This is a genomic window from Mycolicibacterium parafortuitum (assembly GCF_010725485.1).
Lineage (GTDB): Bacteria > Actinomycetota > Actinomycetes > Mycobacteriales > Mycobacteriaceae > Mycobacterium.
In genome coordinates, this window is sequence record NZ_AP022598.1 from 2,567,007 (window position 1) to 2,585,417 (window position 18,411).

Annotated in this window: 21 protein-coding genes; 5 read left to right on the forward strand and 16 right to left on the reverse strand. The window is 69.2% G+C overall.

Annotated features, from left to right (window positions below):
• Positions 1-19 precede the first annotated feature (19 nt).
• The gene (locus NTM_RS12280) at positions 20-2,302 is read left to right on the forward strand and encodes an ATP-dependent DNA ligase (RefSeq protein ID WP_163766438.1); all 2,283 of its coding nucleotides are present in this window, start codon (positions 20-22) and stop codon (positions 2,300-2,302) included.
• Here the strand turns inward: NTM_RS12280 and NTM_RS12285 are convergent.
• On the reverse strand, positions 2,299-3,288 hold the full coding sequence (locus NTM_RS12285) for an NAD-dependent epimerase/dehydratase family protein (RefSeq protein WP_163766439.1): 990 nt from the start codon (positions 3,286-3,288) through the stop codon (positions 2,299-2,301). The two genes, NTM_RS12280 and NTM_RS12285, sit on opposite strands and share 4 nt — an antisense overlap.
• Before the next feature lie 72 nt (positions 3,289-3,360).
• Here NTM_RS12285 and NTM_RS12290 point away from each other — a divergent pair, with 72 nt between their 5' ends.
• Positions 3,361-3,834: a MarR family winged helix-turn-helix transcriptional regulator gene (locus tag NTM_RS12290; protein ID WP_163766440.1), complete on the forward strand. Its 474-nt coding sequence runs from the start codon at positions 3,361-3,363 to the stop codon at positions 3,832-3,834.
• Between the two features lie 4 nt (positions 3,835-3,838).
• Here NTM_RS12290 and NTM_RS12295 read toward each other — a convergent pair whose 3' ends face one another.
• The 5 genes from NTM_RS12295 to NTM_RS12315 all read right to left on the reverse strand — a co-directional run bounded on the left by NTM_RS12295 (position 3,839) and on the right by NTM_RS12315 (position 6,570).
• The gene (locus tag NTM_RS12295) at positions 3,839-4,384 is read right to left on the reverse strand and encodes a DUF4396 domain-containing protein (protein WP_163766441.1); all 546 of its coding nucleotides are present in this window, start codon (positions 4,382-4,384) and stop codon (positions 3,839-3,841) included.
• A gap of 168 nt (positions 4,385-4,552) precedes the next feature.
• On the reverse strand, positions 4,553-5,032 hold the full coding sequence (gene rnhA / locus NTM_RS12300; protein ID WP_163766442.1) for a ribonuclease HI: 480 nt from the start codon (positions 5,030-5,032) through the stop codon (positions 4,553-4,555).
• A 34-nt stretch (positions 5,033-5,066) separates the two neighbouring features.
• A complete protein-coding gene (locus tag NTM_RS12305) occupies positions 5,067-5,687 on the reverse strand; it encodes a VOC family protein (protein WP_163766443.1) in 621 nt (206 codons plus the stop codon).
• 7 nt (positions 5,688-5,694) lie between these two features.
• Positions 5,695-6,165, reverse strand: a complete 471-nt coding sequence (locus NTM_RS12310; RefSeq protein ID WP_163766444.1) for a nitroreductase/quinone reductase family protein — start codon at positions 6,163-6,165, stop codon at positions 5,695-5,697.
• A gap of 81 nt (positions 6,166-6,246) precedes the next feature.
• A complete protein-coding gene (locus tag NTM_RS12315; RefSeq protein ID WP_104865707.1) occupies positions 6,247-6,570 on the reverse strand; it encodes a hypothetical protein in 324 nt (107 codons plus the stop codon).
• A gap of 61 nt (positions 6,571-6,631) precedes the next feature.
• On the opposite strand from NTM_RS12315, the gene NTM_RS12320 reads away from it, so the two are divergent.
• Positions 6,632-7,090 (forward strand): nitroreductase/quinone reductase family protein, encoded by a 459-nt coding sequence (locus NTM_RS12320; RefSeq protein ID WP_163766445.1) that lies wholly within the window; start codon positions 6,632-6,634, stop codon positions 7,088-7,090.
• Here NTM_RS12320 and NTM_RS12325 read toward each other — a convergent pair.
• Together NTM_RS12325 and NTM_RS12330 are read right to left on the reverse strand one after the other, a co-directional pair.
• On the reverse strand, positions 7,068-8,297 hold the full coding sequence (locus tag NTM_RS12325; RefSeq protein WP_163766446.1) for an MFS transporter: 1,230 nt from the start codon (positions 8,295-8,297) through the stop codon (positions 7,068-7,070). The two genes, NTM_RS12320 and NTM_RS12325, sit on opposite strands and share 23 nt — an antisense overlap.
• Complete coding sequence (locus NTM_RS12330) at positions 8,294-8,938, reverse strand: ketohydroxyglutarate aldolase (RefSeq protein WP_163766447.1); 645 nt, start codon at positions 8,936-8,938, stop codon at positions 8,294-8,296. Before NTM_RS12330 ends, NTM_RS12325 begins: the two co-directional genes overlap by 4 nt.
• A gap of 85 nt (positions 8,939-9,023) precedes the next feature.
• On the opposite strand from NTM_RS12330, the gene NTM_RS12335 reads away from it, so the two are divergent.
• Together NTM_RS12335 and idi are read left to right on the forward strand one after the other, a co-directional pair.
• Positions 9,024-10,208, forward strand: a complete 1,185-nt coding sequence (locus NTM_RS12335; RefSeq protein ID WP_163766448.1) for an ROK family transcriptional regulator — start codon at positions 9,024-9,026, stop codon at positions 10,206-10,208.
• 46 nt (positions 10,209-10,254) lie between these two features.
• Positions 10,255-10,800, forward strand: coding sequence for an isopentenyl-diphosphate Delta-isomerase (idi, locus tag NTM_RS12340; RefSeq protein WP_104865712.1), 546 nt, complete (start codon positions 10,255-10,257; stop codon positions 10,798-10,800).
• Here the strand turns inward: idi and NTM_RS12345 are convergent.
• The 8 genes from NTM_RS12345 to NTM_RS12380 are packed head-to-tail and all read right to left on the reverse strand — an operon-like array spanning position 10,724 to position 18,348.
• Entirely contained in the window at positions 10,724-11,827 is a 1,104-nt protein-coding gene (locus NTM_RS12345) for a DUF5914 domain-containing protein (RefSeq protein WP_163766449.1), read from the reverse strand. The genes idi and NTM_RS12345 overlap by 77 nt on opposite strands.
• Positions 11,824-13,359 carry an FAD-dependent oxidoreductase gene (locus tag NTM_RS12350; RefSeq protein WP_104865714.1) on the reverse strand — a complete coding sequence of 512 codons (1,536 nt, stop codon included), beginning with the start codon at positions 13,357-13,359 and terminating at the stop codon, positions 11,824-11,826. The genes NTM_RS12345 and NTM_RS12350 overlap by 4 nt, the downstream gene beginning before the upstream one ends.
• On the reverse strand, positions 13,356-14,060 hold the full coding sequence (locus NTM_RS12355; RefSeq protein ID WP_163766450.1) for a class I SAM-dependent methyltransferase: 705 nt from the start codon (positions 14,058-14,060) through the stop codon (positions 13,356-13,358). The genes NTM_RS12350 and NTM_RS12355 overlap by 4 nt, the downstream gene beginning before the upstream one ends.
• A gap of 1 nt (position 14,061) precedes the next feature.
• Complete coding sequence (locus NTM_RS12360) at positions 14,062-14,388, reverse strand: lycopene cyclase domain-containing protein (RefSeq protein ID WP_104865716.1); 327 nt, start codon at positions 14,386-14,388, stop codon at positions 14,062-14,064.
• Positions 14,385-14,726, reverse strand: coding sequence for a lycopene cyclase domain-containing protein (locus NTM_RS12365; protein WP_104865768.1), 342 nt, complete (start codon positions 14,724-14,726; stop codon positions 14,385-14,387). The genes NTM_RS12360 and NTM_RS12365 overlap by 4 nt, the downstream gene beginning before the upstream one ends.
• 1 nt (position 14,727) lies before the next feature.
• Positions 14,728-15,672, reverse strand: coding sequence for a phytoene/squalene synthase family protein (locus tag NTM_RS12370; protein ID WP_104865717.1), 945 nt, complete (start codon positions 15,670-15,672; stop codon positions 14,728-14,730).
• Between the two features lie 13 nt (positions 15,673-15,685).
• Positions 15,686-17,197 (reverse strand): phytoene desaturase family protein, encoded by a 1,512-nt coding sequence (crtI, locus tag NTM_RS12375; protein WP_104865769.1) that lies wholly within the window; start codon positions 17,195-17,197, stop codon positions 15,686-15,688.
• Positions 17,197-18,348, reverse strand: coding sequence for a polyprenyl synthetase family protein (locus tag NTM_RS12380; protein ID WP_163766451.1), 1,152 nt, complete (start codon positions 18,346-18,348; stop codon positions 17,197-17,199). Before NTM_RS12380 ends, crtI begins: the two co-directional genes overlap by 1 nt.
• Between the last annotated feature and the right edge of the window lie 63 nt (positions 18,349-18,411).

Sequence of the window (18,411 nt, forward strand, 5' to 3'; positions counted from 1 at the left end):
AAGCGGGTAATACCGTTGTGTGGTGGACCGTTATGACCGGGTGAAGCTGACCAACCCGGACAAGGTGCTGTACCCGCCGACGGGAGGACGCCGAAAGGCCGTCACGAAAAGAGAGGTCTTCGAGTACTACGTCGACGTCGCGCAGGCGATGCTGCCGCACATCGCCGGGCGGGCCGTGACCCGCAAGCGGTGGCCCAACGGGGTGGCGGAGTCGTCGTTCTTCGAGAAGCAGCTGGCGTCCTCGGCGCCGGACTGGCTCGACCGCGGCACCGTCAAACACAAGTCGGGCACCACCACCTACCCGGTGATCGACACCGTCGAGGGGTTGGCCTGGATCGCGCAGCAGGCCGCGCTGGAGGTGCACGTGCCGCAGTGGCGGTTCGTCGACGGACACCCCGGACCCGCCACCCGGATCGTGTTCGATCTGGATCCCGGCGACGGGGTGACGTTTCGCCAGCTTTGCGAAGTCGCCCACGAGGTGCGGGATCTGATCACCGACATCGGGCTGACGACGTTCCCGTTGACCAGCGGCAGCAAGGGCCTTCACCTCTACGTGCCGCTGGCGGAGCCGATCAGTTCGCGCGGCGCCTCGGTACTGGCCAAACGCGTGGCCCAGCAGCTGGAACAGGTCATGCCCAAGCGGGTCACCGCGACGATGACCAAGAGCCTGCGCGAGGGCAAGGTGTTCCTCGATTGGAGCCAGAACAACGCCAACAAGACCACCATCGCCCCGTATTCGCTTCGCGGACGCGAACATCCGACCGTCGCCGCGCCGCGCACCTGGGACGAGATCGAGGACCCGGATCTGCGGCACCTGACCTTCGACGAGGTGCTCGACCGGCTCGAGACAGACGGTGATCTGCTCGCAGAGCTGGACCCGCCGTTGCCGGCCACCGACAAGCTCACCCGCTACCGCAGCATGCGGGACCGCACGAAGACGCCGGAGCCGGTACCCGCCGAGCCGCCCGAGACCGGCGCCAACGACAAGTTCGTCATCCAGGAGCATCACGCGCGGCGGCTGCACTACGACTTCCGGCTGGAGCGAGACGGTGTGCTGGTGAGCTGGGCGGTGCCGAAGAACCTGCCCGAGAGCCCGTCGGAGAACCACCTCGCCGTGCACACCGAGGACCACCCGATGGACTACATCGACTTCGCCGGGGAGATTCCGAAAGGGGAGTACGGCGGCGGCGAGGTCTACATCTGGGACACCGGCACCTATGAGACCGAGAAGTTCCGCGACAATCCGCCCGACGGACCCGCCAAGGGTGGCGAGGTGATCGTCACGCTGCACGGCGAGAAGATCGACGGCCGGTATGCGCTGATCCAGACCGACGGCAAGAACTGGCTCGCGCACCGGATGAAGGATCAACCGAAGCCGACCGCCGGGGACCTCGCGCCGATGCTGTCGACCGAGGGGTCGGTGCAGAAACTCAAGAAGTCGCAGTGGGCGTTCGAAGGCAAATGGGACGGCTACCGGGTGCTCGTCGAGGCCGACCACGGACGGCTCACGGTGCGATCGCGCCGAGGCCGCGACGTCACCGGCGAGTATCCGCAGTTCGAGGCTGTGGCCGCCGACCTCGCCGACCACCACGTGGTCCTCGACGGCGAAGCGGTGGCGCTCGACGAGTCCGGGGTGCCGAGTTTCGGTGAGATGCAGAACCGGGCCCGCTCGACGCGGGTGGAGTTCTGGGCCTTCGACATCCTGTTCCTCGACGGCCGGTCGCTGACCAAGGCGAAATACACCGACCGACGAAAGCTGTTGGAAGCCTTGGCCGAAGGTGGCGGCCTGATCGTTCCCGATCCGTTGGACGGTGACGGGCCTGAGGCGCTGGAAACCGCGAGATCCCGACGGTGGGAAGGCGTGGTCGCCAAGAAGCGAGACTCCACCTACCAGCCGGGACGGCGGTCATCGGCGTGGATCAAGGACAAGATCTGGAACACCCAAGAGGTGGTGATCGGCGGTTGGCGCCAAGGCGAGGGCGGACGCAGCAGCGGTATCGGGGCGCTGCTGCTCGGGATTCCCGACGGAGACAGGCTGCAGTTCGTCGGGCGGGTCGGCACCGGGTTCACCGACAAGGCGCTGGCGTCGCTGAAGAAGACGCTGGAACCGCTGCACACCGACGAATCACCCTTCGCCTCAGAGCTTCCCAAGCAGGACGCGAAAGGGGTGACGTACGTGCGGCCGGAGCTGGTGGGGGAGGTCCGCTACAGCGAACGCACCTCCGACGGCAGGCTTCGGCAGGCGAGCTGGCGCGGGTTGCGCGACGACAAGACGCCCGACGAGGTGCGCTGGGAAGGCTAGCGGGAGATCGAGCGCGTCATCTCCGCGAGACCGGTCGCCAGATCCACCCTCGGTGTATAGCCGAGTTCGCTTCTGGCCGCGGTGATGTCGTAGCTGCGGTCGCGGCCCATGAATGCGGTGATCCAGTTCGTCAACGCCGGCGGTTCCGGTCGGCGCAACAGGCGTGCCCCCGCATCCAGCAGCGCGCCGAGCGGGGCCGCCACCGTGCTCGGCACGCTGCGGGCCGCACTGACGTCGACACCTCTGGTCGCCAGTAGCGGGGTGAAGAGGTCACGTGCCGGCATGGGTGTGCCGTCGGTGACGTAGTACGTGCGACCGGCCTCGCCGCGGGTGAGGGCGAGCCGGGCCGCCTCGGCGAGGTTGTCGACGTGCACGAAGTCGACGATGTGGCTGCCGTTGTCGATCCAGCTGAACCGGCCGGCTTCCACCGCGGCGACGAATTCGTCCAGGGTGGACATGCCCGCGCTCCAGATGAACGGCGGTCGAAGCGCGACCGTCGTCATCGTCGGTGTGACCGCGCTGAGCAGCACGCGCTCGGTGTCGAGCTTGATGCGGCTGTAGGCGATGTTGGGCCGCCCCTCGTCGGTGTGCTCGTCGACGATCGGTGCACGCTGGGTGCCGGTCGCCACGCTCGCGGCGCTGATCAGCACAAATCTCGTGACCCCGGATGCCGCGGCGATTCGATGAAGGGCGACGCTGGGTTCGAGGTTGGCCCGGCGGAAGACCTCGTCGCGTCCCCAGAACGCCATGTAGGCGGCGGCGTGCACGACAGTGTCGGCGCCGTGCAGCGCCGACGTCCACTGCGGTCGGTCACCGTCGAGCAGTTCCGCCAGATCGCCGGGAACCGGCTCGGCCCCGGCCTGGCCGACGAGGTCGGCGGCGGCGTCCGTGCGGGCGAGCGCACGCACGCCGTGTCCCGCACCGACCAGGCTCCTGATCAGCCGCTGCCCGACAAAGCCACTGCCACCCGTGACGAATACATGCATTTCGATCCCCAATCATTCCATGTCAAATCATTTGAGCTCAAACTATATGGACGCTGATAGTATTCCGTCAACATGAAGGAAGCGACGGGTGGACGCGCGGCGTCAGGTGCATCGGCGCAGCGGGCGGGACGCCTGGCCGATGCGTTCGGGCGCGCGGGCAAATCGGTGGTGCGAGCCTTTGACGATCGTCTGGGAGAGCACGGCGTCTCGACCCCGAGATCGAAGTTGCTCGCCGAGGTGGCCCGGATGCAGCCGGTCAGGCTCGCGGATCTGGCCCGGGAAGTGGGAGTCAGCCAGGGGACTGCGTCGACGCTCGTCGAGGCGCTCGTTCGCGACGGGCTTGTCGCCCGACGCGTCGACGAGAACGACCGCCGTGCAATACGTTTGACGACCACGGCGGAGGGGGAGGCGCAGGCGCGAAACTGGCTGCGCGACTACGTCGTCGTCGCCGGCGAGATCTTCGGTTGCCTCACCGCCGACGAGCAGCGTGAGCTGACCCGGCTCCTTGACCGGATCGCGGAGTCTCTCGACCCCCCGGCAGGCTGAGCTGCTACGCCAAAGTGTCGGCGATCGCGACGACCAGGCCTCCGGTCATGAATGCGACGATGACGGCGACCAGCGCGCTCGTGCTGAACGATGGGATGAAACGTCTTGCCCCTGTGTCTATTTGGCCTGAACCGTGATATCGGTGAGTGAGCGCATGGCCTTTCCCCCGCTTCAGTAGCGCTCGGTTGACCGGGTAGGCCGCGAAGAACGCTGCGCTCAGGGCGATCATCATGCCGATCCAGAAGACCGGGTTGACCAGTCCGGCGTTCATCGCACCGGGTATCGCCGCCATCACCAGATTGTCGACGATCTCCATCGTCAGGATCGACAACGTATCGGCGGCCAGCACCACACCCAGGGCGGTTCCGAGCGCCAGGCCGGCCTTGAGCAGCGGAAGTGTGGACAGCGAGTAGCCGAAGAAGAACGCCAGCGCCACCGCGAGCGAGATGGTGGCGAGATTCGACAGGCCGAAAGCCGTTCCGATCATCAGCCCGACGATTTCGCCGATCGCGCAACCGGTCAGGCAGTGCAACGTCGCGCTGACGGCCATCTGGTTGACGTTGCCCATCTCGTGATGGTCGTGGTGATCCTGGTCCTCCATCGTGCGCCTCCGTTCCGACTGTGCGCCGATACCCCCTGGGGGTATAGTTGAGGCTACGCCTGCCGAAAGTTGCGGACAAGAGTGTCCTGCCGGCGCAGCGGCGACGATGAGGCGCGCTCACGCCGACGCGGCGAGCGCCTCCTGCAGTCCGCGCGTTGCCAGCACATCGGCCAGCTCGTTGTCGGCGATACCGGAATGTCCCTTCACCCAGAACCATTCGACCCGGTGCTGCGCGCATGCGGCCCGCAACCTGCGCCACAGGTCGGCGTTCTTCACCGGCTGCTTGGCAGCGGTCAACCACCCGTTGCGTTCCCAGCCGAGCACCCACTGGGTGATGCCGTTACGGACGTAGGTGCTGTCGGTGTACAGGTGCACCGATACCGGCCGGGTCAACGCCTCCAGCGCCATGATCGGCGCGGTGAGTTCCATCCGGTTGTTACTCGTCTGTCCCGGTTCGCCGCCGAACATCTCCCGGACGTGGTGGCGGTGCCTCAGCACGGCACCCCAGCCGCCGGGGCCGGGGTTGGGCCGGCAACCGCCGTCGGTGTGGATTACCACGACGTCCTCGGTCGGGCTGGTCGCGGCGGTGTCGGTCACCCGCCGAGGATAGGCGTGACGCTGTCGGGGGTGCTCATCGACTCGCCGAGATGAATGCCGTCGGCACCGACATGCCGACCTCCCGGTGCCGTAGCGTCGTGATGCGTCGGCCCGGTTGCACGGCATCCTTGACCGGGGTGACGTGCGCACCGAAGAACGCCGCGGTCGCATCGATGTCGGCGACGGTGAACGTGACACCCCACAGCGTCGACGGGCCCGCTCCGGCGTCGCCCGGAGAGCCGACGACCTCGAGGATCACCTCACCTAGGCGGAAGAAGATCTGCCGGACCGCGCGCCCGCCGAGCTCGGCGTCGCGCTCGCGCCGCGGGGCCACGCCTATCGCCGCGAGCGCCTCGACGGTCCGGCCGAGATTCGGCGACAACAGCACGACGTGATCGATCGCGATCACACCGTTCGGATGCGCGACCGGACCGGTGGCGATCGTCGCCGCGGACGTGGTCGGCACGCCGTCGACGTCGCAGAAAGCCTCTCGTTCCAGCCCGTCCACCGCCCAGCCGGCGATACCTCTGCCCTCGGCGCCGAGCCGGATCCCGACGCTTCCGACTCGGCACACGCCGGCGTCGACGGTGAACCCGGCCCGTGTCCAGACGTCTTCCGAGTCGGCGATTGCCAACCCGGTGAGGGTGACGGCCACGCGCGGATCAGGCGGTGAAGACGTCGATGGGCTTGCCGATGGCGAGCATCACCAACGGGATTCGCCGGCTCGTCGACTGCTGATAGGCGATGTAGGGCGGATAGAGGTGCGTCATGTAGGCCCAGACGTCATGGCGTTCCTCATCGTCGGGCTCGCGCCACTCCGCTTCGAAGGCCTCGGTCGCCACCTGCACGTCGACGGTCGAACTCGCGCGGATGTTGTGATACCAGTCGGGGTGCGTGTCGGCGCCGCCCTTCGACGCGACGATCACGATCTCGCCGCCGAAGTTCCCGTAGATCAACGGCGTCACGTACGCCTTGCCGGATCGCCTGCCCCGACTACGGATCAGGCAGTGCGTGGTGAACGCACGACCGCCGACCGCCGAGAGGTCGAGGATATGACCGCGAACGCCGCCGGATTCCAGATACGACGCCAGGTGCTGCCCGGCGAAATCGTCGGAGGAATCGGTGTCACCCATCGGTCATCCCTTCGTCGCGTCCGTGTGGACCGGCTGCGGAGATTTCCGACTGTAGCGCCCGGCGGCCGCCCGGCGGGGACGTCAGTCGTCCGAGGAGTCCTTCTTCTCCTTCTTGTCCTCGTCCTCATCCGCGTCCTCGCTGTCGTCCTTTTTCGCGCTGTCCTTCTTGTCGTCCTCGTCCGAGTCGTCTGTGTCTGAGTCGTCTGCGTCGTCAGTTTCTGCGTCGTCCTTGTCCTTCGGCTTTGACACACCGACTTCGAGCACCGCCCAGTGGCTCGGCGACAGATACACCGACCACTTGTCCTTTTCGCGGCCGAGCATCAGAACACCGTCGTCGATCTCCCACACGGTGTCGTCGTCGTGCTCGGACTCCTGACCATCGGAATATGTGAGTTTGAACGCCATGCTGCTGAGTGCCCGAATGGACTCCTGATTAATCGCACGGTAACGCGGGCAGAATGCGTCAGTGAGCTTCTCCACCACAAACGGCACGCGCGGCGCCCGCCAGCCCGGCGGCGGTTTCCTGCCTCGCCTGATCAACCGGTGGGCGGCCCGGCGGGCCAGGGCCGGCAAGACGTTCTTCGAAGGGACCCGTGCGCTGGTGCTGACCACAGTCGGACGCAAGAGCGGAACCGAACGCAGCACCCCGGTCACGTATTTCGCGGAGCAAGGCGGGACATGGCTGATCGTCGCGTCGGCGGCCGGCGCGGCGAGAAACCCAGCCTGGTACCACAACCTGGCCGCCCATCCGGACCGGGTGCGCATCGAGTTCGGCGGGCAGACCCACGACGTGGTCGCCGAGCAACTGCACGGCGACGAGCGCGAGCGCGCATGGCGCCGAATCAGCGGAGAGTCGAAACTGTTCGCCGGTTACCAGGACAAGACGGACCGGGAGCTGCCGGTCATCCGGTTGTCGCGGCGCTAGACCGTTTCTGAAGCAGCACCGACACCGTCAGGATCGCCAGACCGGCCAGCGCGAGCAGCGCCCCCGCGGCCGCAGGCGCGCTGTAGCCGTAGCCCGCGGCGATCACCAGACCGCCGACCCAGGCACCCGTCGCGTTGCCGATGTTGAGCGCCGAATGGTTCAGCGCGGCGGCCAGCGTCTGGGCGTCGCGTGCGACGTCCATCAGGCGGGTCTGCAGGGCGGGCCCGACGGCCGAGCCGGTCAGACCGATACCGAACAACACGATCAACGCGGTCCAGGGGTTTCGGGATGCGACCACGAACAGCGCCAGCACCACACACAGCGAACACATCGACAGGTAAAGCGCGCGCACCACAGAGCGGTCCGCGAGCCGACCGCCCACCAGGTTGCCGAAGAACATGCCGATCCCGAACACCATGAGCGCCAACGGGATCAGCCCGCGCGGCAAGCCCGCGACGTCGGTCATCGTGGTCGAGATGTAGGTGTACACGGCGAACATCCCGCCGAAACCGATCATGCCGACGAGAAGCGCCAACCACACCTGATAGCGGCGCAGTGCGCCGAGCTCGGCGATCGGGCTGGTGGTCTGCATGAAACGCAGCTGGAACGGCAGCCAGAACCACAGCGCCGCCAGCGTCAGCACCCCGACCGCGACGACGAGACCGAAAGCTGCTCGCCAGCCCAGGGATTGGCCGAGCCACGACGCCATCGGCACGCCGAGAACGGTGGCGACCGTCAGGCCGGTCAACACGTAGGCGACCGCCTTCGCGCGGTGCTGGGGCCCCATCAGATGGGCGGCGACCAGCGCGGCCACACCGAAATACGCGCCGTGCGGCAGGCCGGCGAGGAAACGTGCGGCGATCAGTGTCCCGTAGGTCGGTGCCAGCATGCTGGCGAGGTTGCCGAGTGTGAACACCACCATCAGCGCCAGTAGCAGCTTGCGCCGTCCCATCCGTGCCGTGACCGAAGCGATCAGCGGCGCGCCGACCACCACCCCGAGCGCATAGGCCGAGATGACATGGCCGGCAGTCGGTTCGGAGACCCCGAGGCTGTGTGCGATGTCGGGAAGCAGGCCCATCGCGACGAACTCGGTGGTGCCGATGCCGAAGCCGCCCAGCGCGAGCGCGATGACCGCGAGCCAGCGCACGACGGGGTCGGGGGCCACCACCGAGGGCGGCCCGGATGCGCGGTCGATCGTCACCGTCACAGTGCCCGGACTGCCGAGACGGACGGTGAGCCGAGGGTCAGGGCGACGGCGGCCAGACGCCGCACCCGGTCCCAGTCGCGCTGCTGCACCGCCGCGGGCGGTGCGAGCCAGTCGGCGAGCACACACCGGACGTTCGGTGCGGCCAGGTGGCCGGCGACGTCGGCGGCGGAGGCGCCCGCGACGGCGAACCGCGCCGACGGCGCGAACGAGGCCAGCGACCTGAGTACGCGCCGGCCACCGGTCAACACCATGTCGGTGTAGCCGTCGTCGAGGAGACGGGCCGCGTCGAGATCGGTGCGGACGCCGGGAAGGTGCGGCAGTTCGGATGCGCGCATCGCCGCGCACAGTTCGGGGGTTCCGTCGGCAGCGACGAGGAACTCGGCACCCGCCGCGCGGGCCAGGGCGGGCTGCGCCGCGTCGGTCAGTTCGCCGGCGCCGACGATGACGTCGGGTGCCCCGGTGGCCAGGCGTTCGATCGCGGTAAGGGCGTGCGGCCCCTCCAGTGCGATGTGGACCATCGGAAGCCCCGCGGCGGTGATGGCGCGGGCGACAGGAACCACGTCGGCAGCCTTCGCCGCGTCGTGGATACGCAGCAGCGGCATCACGGGTGCGACGTCGAGCAGCGATCTGGGTTCCTTCATGAGGCAACCGTAGTCGGGATTAAGGTACTTATCAACGATACTTTTGTATTTGAAAGACATAAGTGGCAGCGGTTACGCTCGGTGCGTGCCGCTCTTCCGGACGTCAGCAGCAACCTCTGTGGGGGAGCTGTACGCCCTGATCAGGGAGAAGCGCGGAATGACACGCGCTGAGCTCGGCAAACTGACCGGTTTGTCCAGAACCGCGGTCACCGCTCGGGTGAGGGAACTCACCACCCGGGGGCTGGTCGTCGAAGACGCGCAGGCGCCGTCCAGCGGGGGCAGGCCGGCGACCCTGCTGCGATTCAACGCCGCGGCCGGGGTGGTGCTGACCGCGGCCGTCGGCGGTAGCCGTACCCGGCTCGCGGTGTGCGATCTGTCGGGCGATGTGCTCGGCGCCGCCGACATCGACCGGGAACCCGGCTTCGGCCCAGAAGATCTGATGCCCGACGTGGTGGCCTGTCTGCAGGATCTGCTGGCCGGCACCCGGCATCGCGGTGCGCAGGTGTTCGGAATCGGCCTGAGCCTGCCGGGCACCGTGGACCAGAACCGCGGCAGCAGCGTCGACACACCGGTGCTCAGCGGATGGGACGGCGTGCCGCTGTTCCCGTACTTCCGCGAACTGACCTCCGCACCCGTCATCCTCGGCAACGACGCGAACGTCATCGCGCTGGCCGAGTGGCGCGCAGGCGCCGGTCGCGGCTTCGGAGACCTGCTCGTCCTCAAGGCCTCCACCGGTCTCGGCTCCGGCATCATCAGCGGCGGGATGCTGCAGCGCGGCGCCCAACGCGCGGCCGGGGAGTTCGGCCACAACAAGACGGCCGCCGCGGCGGACCGGCCGTGCCGGTGCGGTGACGTCGGCTGCCTGGAGACCGTGGCCGCGGGCTGGGCGCTGGTGCAGGAACTGCGCGACGAGGGTAGGACGGTACACAACCTGCGCGAGGTGGTCGCACTGGCGCACACCGGGGATGCGTTGGCCCGCAGGTTGATCCGCGAAAGCGGACGATACGTCGGCGAGGTGCTCGCCGGTGCGGTGAACCTGCTCAACCCCGAGGCGCTGGTGGTGGCGGGCGACATCTCCGGCGCCTACGACATCTTCGTGGCCGGGCTGCGCGAGACGCTGTACGGCAACGCCACCACGCTGGCGACCAAGAACCTGCAGATCCTGCCCGCCTACCTCGGGGACCGCAGCGGCAGCATGGGCAGCGCGATGATGGTCCTCGACCATGTGCTCGGCCCGGCCGCGGTCGACGCGCTGGTCACAACTCCGTAAGGGCCCACGGCCGTTTTCGCGGCAGCCCGGCGGGTAGGAATGACACGTGAGTGACGAACTGGTTGTGCTCCTCGACCACGACGGCAACCGCGTCGGCAGCGCCGCGAAGTCGACGGTTCACCACCGGGACACCCCGCTTCATCTGGCCTTCTCCTGCTACCTGTTCGACGATTCGGGCCGGGTGCTGCTGACCCGCCGTGCGCTGGGCAAGAAGACGTGGCCCGGCGTGTGGACGAATTCGTTCTGCGGGCACCCCGCCCCCGGCGAGGCCATGGTCGACGCGGTTCACCGCCGCGCCCGACAGGAACTCGGCGCCGCCGTGCGGGACGTGGTGTGCGTACTGCCTGACTTCCGCTACCGCGCCGAGGCCGCCGACGGCACCGTAGAGAACGAGGTGTGCCCGGTGTTCTGTGCGCTCGTCGACGGTCCGGTCGCGCCGTCCCCCGACGAGGTGATGGACCTGGTCTGGGCGCCGTGGGCCGAGGTGCGGACCGCCGCCACGCTCGGCTGGGCGATCAGTCCGTGGGCCCAGAGCCAGGTGCCGCTGCTGGAGGCCGCCGGTCTGCCCGAGTGGTCTCGCGTATCGGCGTGAGCAGTTCGGCCGTGCCCGCGGCCTGCTGTTCGCGCACGATGTTCAGCCGTTCGGCGTAGGCCAGGTCGTCGCGCCACAGCCGGTTCGCGGCGTGTCGCATGAACGGGGTGATCAGCGGCGCCACCCGGATGGCCCGCGCGAAACCTGGCCGGTCCGAGTGTGCGACCACGGCCTCGACGACGGTGGCGCGCGGAAGTCCGTCCCGGCCGCGACCGTTGGGCACGGCGTGGGTTTCGACCACGCTTCCCGAACCCTCCCCGTCGAGGATCCGCATCACGAGTGTGCGCGGTTCGGGGCTGGTGAACTCGGCGATGACCGGCACGCCGAGCCGGCCGATGCGGAACGTCACCGCGACGAGAAAGCGGTCCAGTTCCTCCGGGATGTCGGTGTCCTCACCCGGGGCGCTGAGCACTTCCAGCTGGGTGAACGAGTACGGGTGAAACCAGGAACCGTGCCACGGGTCCATCCGGTTGGCGATGATGTCGACGGCTTCGCACGTGCCGCGCAGAGTCGTCACCGCGGCCAGCCGCGGCGGCTCGGGCCGGGCCGGCACGATCGGCGCGTCGGTCGGTTCCTCCCCGCCGACACGGTCCAGTCGCGCCCACACCAGCACCCCGTCGTCGAATGTGGGCAGCGACGGCCAGTCCGGGCGCGAACGGCCCGTCAGGCGCAGGCCGTGCCACGGGCACACCAGCTGCCCGCGGTCCACGGTGCCGGTGCACAGGTCGGCCCCGAGATGCGGACATCCGGCCGGGCCGACGCGCACCTCGCCGCCGGCGTCGCGCCAGCAGACCAACTCGGCCCCGGCGACGTTGGCGCCGAACGGTTTTGCGCCGATGTCGGTGCTGGCCCCGACCACGTACCAGTTGCCGCTGGGGCGGGCCTGAGAGCGGGCGAGCGCGGCGGAGATCAGCTGTGGGGACGCCTGTCGGTACGTCGGGGTCTGCCGCGCCCAGGGAGTGCGCGGCAGCACCTCGAACGGCCAGGCCTTCTTCACCGAACGGGTGAACCGGCCCACAGCGCTCATCGGGGAACCCGCCTTTCGACACGGCCGGCCAGGTGCCGCAGCACGGGGGAGCGCCCGCGCACCGGGACGGTGTATATATCGTGCCCCTTCACCCCGAAATGAGCGAGCAGGGTGTTCGCGGCGCTGATGCCGGTGGTCGCCGCGCGTTCCATCAGCGCGACCGGCAGGTCGATGCGGATGCCGTCACCGGCGAGCGCGAGACCGGGATGCGGGGTGTGCACCGACGGCCGTTCGGCGAAGTCGCCCGGCGCCAGTCGCGGACAGTCGTTGCGGCACAACGTCTCCTCGTGCACGATCCGCGCCTGCGCCGTCTCCGGGTAGAGCTCGTGCATCCGGGCGATCGACGCCTCGCGCAATGCGGGGGTGTCCTCGTCGACCGAGTATGCGTGCAACTCGACCACCGAACCACCAGTGCGCGCACACCATTCGGCGGCCTCGCGCTCGTAGCGCTCCAGCACGCTGATGTTGTCCAGCGGCGGCAGACCACCGGTACCCATGAACGCCGGACGGTCCGCCCGCACCGCGCGATCCAGCCAGAGGCGCTGCACCACGAACGGCGCCGCGGTGCCGAGACGCCCGATACGTTCCCGCCAGCCGGGGTCACCGAGGGCCGGAGACCCGGCGACGATGGCCTGCAGCGCTGACACGTCGGCGGCGAGCACCACGCCGTCGGCGCGCAACTGTTCGCCGGAGTCGTCGGTGACGGCGAAGGCGTTGTCCGCTGTCGGTTCGACACTGTGCACCGACGAACCCGTCCGCACCCGCACCCCCAGTCGCTCCAGGTAGCTGCCCAGCGGATTCCACAGCGCCGCATCGAAATTGGACGTCGCCACATCGAAGACCAGGCCCTCGCTGGAGCCGAGGAAGTAGATGTGGAACATGGTGGCCAACTCGGCGGCCGACAGTTTGGCCGGCCGGGTGAAGAAGCTCCGGGAGAACACCTCGAACGCCAGATGGCGGGCCGCATCGGGGAAGTTGATGTCGCGCAGGAACGATTCGGCGTCCTGGTGGTCGAGCTCGTCGTAGGTGCCCGGCACCGACACCGCGGCCAGCGGCGCCGCCGCCCGGGCGTCGAGCCGGATCAAATCCCGCACCCGGAAGGTGGGGCTGCGCAGCGCGAACGCCATCGCGTTGAACGGTGGCGTGCGGGGCAGACCGCGGAACGTGTCGCGCCTGCCGCGCGCGTCGACGAGGGGGTAATCGTCGAGCGGGCTCAGCATCGACAGCGTCGGGTCGACGCGGCGGAGTAGATCGCGCAGGTTGTAGTACTGGCGGAAGAACGCGTGGAAGCCACGGTTCATCGCGGCAGGTGTGCCGTCGGGCAGCTGCGTCTGCCAGCCGCCGACCCGGCCACCCAGATAGGGCTGTCGTTCGTAGAGGCGCACCGCGACACCGCGTTCGGCCAGCGCGGTGGCCGCGGCCAACCCGGCGATGCCGCCGCCGACGACCGCGACGGTCGGCCGCGACACCAGGTCGGCCGCGCCGGGCAGCCCCGGGGCGGCGGGATGCAGGACGCGGCGGGGATCGTTCACTGAGGTGTCCTCCCGAGGAACGTGTGCACGATGCCGCGCTGCCAGCCCGGCATGGTGTCGCTGTGGACATCGACGAATCCGTTGCGCCGCATGCGGTCCCGGAACTGCTCGGCCCCGTCGAACTCGTTGACGCTGCGGCGCAGGTACCGGTACAGCCCCGCGTCGCCGGACTTCATCCGACCGATCGGGATGATGATCGCGGTGCTGACCACGTTCCACACGGCGGTGGCCGCGACGGAGTCGCGGACCGAGTACTCGTGCGCTGCGAACACGCCACCGGGGCGCAGCAACCCGCGCAGCGACTGCAGCACACTGTCGCGATCGTCGACGTTTCGGATCAGGTACGCCGCGAGGATGCCGTCGAACGGGCCGGTCACGCCGGCGGCGGCCAGGTCCTCGACGCGGCTGTGCGCGAACGACACCGTCTCCGGCCAGGCCTTGTCACGCGCGCAGGCGAGCATGCCGGCCGATCCGTCGACGCCCAGGATCTGGGCGTGCGGTGCGACCTGCAGCAGGGCGGCAGTGGAAGCCCCTGTACCGCAGCCGATGTCGAGCAGAGACAGCCCGCGGCCTTGATCGGGTAGCTGCATCCGGCGAGCCGACAACCGCAGGTGGTCGTGATATCCCGGATTGGATCCGACCAGGCCGTCGTAGGTGCCGGCCCCGGCGTCGAACGCGTCGGGCACGTCGTAGGTGGGCATGTCAGCGCGCCTCGTGCCGGTCCGTCGCACCGCGGCGCACCCACAGCAGCAACACCGCGGTGATCATCGCCCAACCGAACAGGAAGTCCTCGACCGGGATGTCCCACGGGAACCGGATACCGGTCGAATGGTATTCGTCGTACAGCACGATCGGGGCGCTCAGCTTGGTCAGCCAGCCGTCCACCAGCACCTGGAAACCCGTCACGATCGCCATCGAGATCCAGTATGCGGGGGAGCGGAACAGGCCGGTGCGAAGAAAGCGCAATTCCCAGACCACGACGACGACCACGGCCAGGACGGCGGGCACCGTATAGCCGAGCCCGCTCACCGGTTGACCTCGCGCCGGGACCGATGCTTGGCCAGGAAGCCGAGGATCGTGCTGACCGCCGAGAAGGTCAGCAGCGCGCACAGCGGGATCACGATGAAGAACATCAGCTCCTCGATCGGGAACACCCAGATGTGCAGTCCGGTGATGTAGCGCGGGTTGTAGTCCCACACCTCGGCGAGGACCGCGAGCAGATCCCACACGACGAAGACGACCGCGACCGGGATGATCGCGGCCGCGGTGCGGCGGGGCTGCCGGTACACCCCGGACCCGAAGGCCTCCAGCGGTGCGGTGATGGCCAGGCAGCCGAGCATCAACAGCAGGTACTGGTACTTGTCGATGTCAGGCCTCCCGGTGCCGGATACGGGCGGTGAGCGCACGGGCCAGTCCGACGGAGGCAACCCGCAGCCGGCGCCCGTTCGTCACGGTGGCGCGCTGCGCGAACACCGCGAAGTCCATCTCCTCGATCCGGTCGAGGATCTCCGAATACAGCGTCAGCGCGGCCGCCACACACGGGCGCGACCGCGGGTGCAGCGTCGCGACGCCGGGTTCGGCCTGCTGGTAGACGCGCCGGGTGAGGGCGTGCTGTTCGACGAGCGCCGCGCGCACCCTCGGGTCGGTGCGGCGATGGCGCTGACACCAGGCCAGCACCTCGCGATCGACACCGTGGGCGGCCAGTTCGTCGGCCGGTAGGTAGACCCTGCCGCGGCTGAGGTCCTCGTCGATGTCGCGCAGGAAGTTGGTGAGCTGGAACGCCTTGCCGAGCGCCGCCGCGTACGGGGCGGCCTCCTCGCGGGGCACCACGGTGCCGAGCACCGGGAGCATCTGCAAGCCGATCACCTCGGCGGAGCCGTACATATACCGGTCCAGGGCGGCGCGGTCCGGGTAGTCGGTGACGGTCAGGTCCATCCGCATGGACGCCAGGAAGTCGTCGAACAGCTGCCAGTCGATCCGGTAGTGGCTGGCGGTGTCGACCACCGCGTCCAGGACGGGATCGTCGCCGCAATGCCGTTTCTCGACCAGCCGGGTGAACAGCGCTGTGGCCAGACCCTGCAGTTCGTCGGCGCGTTCGGCGACCGTCCGGTCGTCGAAACCGTCGAGCACATCGTCGGCGCGTCGGGCGAAGCCGTACAGGGCGTGTACCGCGGGCCGCTGCGCCGGTGACAGCAGCCTGGTGGCCAGGAAGAACGTCTTGCCGTGCTGGGCGTTGAGTTGCCGGCACTGCCGGTAGGCCCGCCGCAGGTTCACGTCCCGCACGCCTGCGGCGTCCAGCTCTGAGCCGATCATCGTTGTGCCCCAATCATTGCGTGACTATTCGTGGTTGTGTTCGGCTCCCGACCCCGGTGACCCGGTCGGCGGCCAGGCGGCCCGAGACGATGGCGGTGGGGATGCCGACGCCAGGTACGGTCGAGGACCCGGCAAGCACCGCGTTGTCGATGCCGCGCAGCGTGTTGGCCGGTCGGAACGGCCCGGTCTGGGCGAACGTGTGCGACAGTGCGAACGGCGTGCCCGCCGCCATACCCTGGCGCGCCCAGTCCTGCGGGGTGACCACGTGCAGCAACTCCGCGTCTTCGCCGATGTGGGGCAGACGCGCGGTGACGGTGTCGAGCATGTGGGCGGTGTAGCGCTCTCGGTCGGCATCCCAGTCCCGGTGTCCCACAGCGGTGTTGGGCGCCGGAGCCAGCACGTAGAGCAGGTCTCGCCCCGGGGGTGCGAGCGTCGGATCGCCGAGTGCCGGCCGGGTGACGAGCAGCGACGGATCGGCCATCGGCGTGCCCTGGTCGATGATCTCGTCGAACGTGCGGTCCCACTCGCCGCCGAACAGGATGGTGTGGTGCGACTGATCTGCCGTCGTCTGCGGGGCCTTCGCGCCGAACTGCGCCACGACCGCCGACGGCGCCGGCCGCAGCGGTAGCAGCCGTCGCGGGGTGCGGCCGAGCAGTCGGTAGGTGTCGGGCAGCTCGGTGGTCAGGACGACCGCGTCGGCGGGGATGCGCTCACCGGTGTCGGTGCGCACCGCCGTCACCCGCGATCCGACCCGATCCAGCGCGCAGACGCCGGCGTTGTACCGGAATTCGACGCCCGCGTCGGCGGCGGCGGCGGCCATCGCATCCGGCACCGCGCGCATGCCGCCGCGCGGGAAGTACACGCCGGAGACGGTGTCCATGTACGCGATGACCGCGTACGCGGCCAGCGCCCGCCGGGGCGGCACCCCGACGTAGAGGGCCTGAAAGGTGAAGACCCGCAGCAACCGCTCGTCGGTGATGAAGCGACGCACCATCGGCTCCCACCGGCGGAAGCCGCCGATGGCGGCCAGCCGCGCCAACTGTGGGGTCAGCAGCGACAGCGGGGAATCGAAGTTGGCGGAGATGAAACCGTCGAACTCCAGCTCGTACAGCCGGCGCAGCCACTGCCGCAGCCGCGCGTAGCCGGCGGCCTCGTCGGGACCGGCGAAGCGCTCGATCTCCGCGGTCATCGCCGCGGCGTCGGTGTGGACGTCCAGGCTGGAACCGTCGGCGAACGACGCGCGGTAGGCCGGCAGGACCGGGTCGAGCGTCAAGCGGTCGGTGGTCGACTCTCCGACGGCGGCGAACGTCTCGTCGAGGATGTCGGGCATGGTCAGCACTGTCGGTCCGGTGTCGAGCCGGTAGCCCGCCACGTCGGCGCGGCCCATCCGCCCGCCGGGGTGGGCACCGCGTTCGACGACGGTCACCTGGCGGCCCCGCCCTGCCAGGTGCAGCGCGGCCGACAGACCGGCCAGCCCCGCGCCGACGACCACGACGTGGTCGGTGGATCCCGGGATCGACCTCATCACGCCACCCGCCTCGCGCAGGCGGCGGCCATCGCGGTCAGCGCGGCGTGCGCGTCACCGTCCAGACCGGCGATATCGAGGGTGTCCATCGCCCGGTTCAGGCGTCGTTCGATCAACTCTTCAATCCATTCGATGGTGCCGACCTCGGCGATGAGGCCCTGCCAGTGGGTGATGTCGGCCGGGGTCAGGTGCCCGGCGGTCATGAACGCGCGCAGCCTGCGGCGCTGGGCGTCGGTGGCCAGTTGGTAGGACGCGGCGACCACGGTCGTCGCCTTGCGTGCGGCGAGATCGTCACCGGCGGGCTTGCCCGTGATCTCGGGAGCCCCGAAGACCCCGAGCAGGTCGTCGCGCATCTGGAATGCCTCGCCGACCGCGCTGCCGTAGGTTCCGAGCGCCGCCAGATGCCGCTCCGGGCACCCCGCCAGCACCGCGCCGATCTCCAGCGGCCGTCGCACGGTGTAGTTGCCCGACTTGCGCCGTGCCACGTCCAGCACCTCGTCCAGGGACGGGAATCCGGCGCTGTCGTTGACCAGGTCGGCGAACTGCCCGACCGCGAGCTCGGTGCGCATCGTGTCGTAGCGCGGCCAGGCCCGCCGCAGCGCCGCGTCGTCGAGGCCACTGTCGCGCAACATCTGCTCGGCCCACACCAGGCACAGGTCGCCGAGGAGCACCGCCGCGGACTCACCGAACCGGGCGGATGAGCCGGAAAGGCCGCGGCTGTGATGCCAGCCCGCGAACACCCGGTGCGCGCTGGGACGCCCGCGGCGCATCGGCGACCCGTCCATCACGTCGTCCTGCATCAGCGCGAACGCGTGCAGAAACTCCAGGCTCGCCGCCGCGCGGATCGCGGCGTCGGAGTCGGCGGCGCCGCAGCGCCAGCCGACGTAGAGGAACGTCGACCGCAGACACTTGCCCTCGGCGAGCACAGAGCGCAGCACGGTCTCGGCGATGTCCACCGGCCCCTCGGACAACGAGCCGGCGCACACGAGATCGATGAATTCGTCGACCGCGCGCAACACGCGATCGCGTACGCCGGCGTGCCACGTCAGGTCGTGGGGAGGGGTGGCCACGGCGGCGGTGGGCCGCGTGGCGAAACCGTCAACTGTGCCCGGCCGATCGTTGTCGACCGTTTGGCGCGCACCGGGTGTCATCGGTGCGGGTAGATACCCAAAACCGGGCCGTTTAAGCATGCGCACCCCCGTTTGTCCGGATCC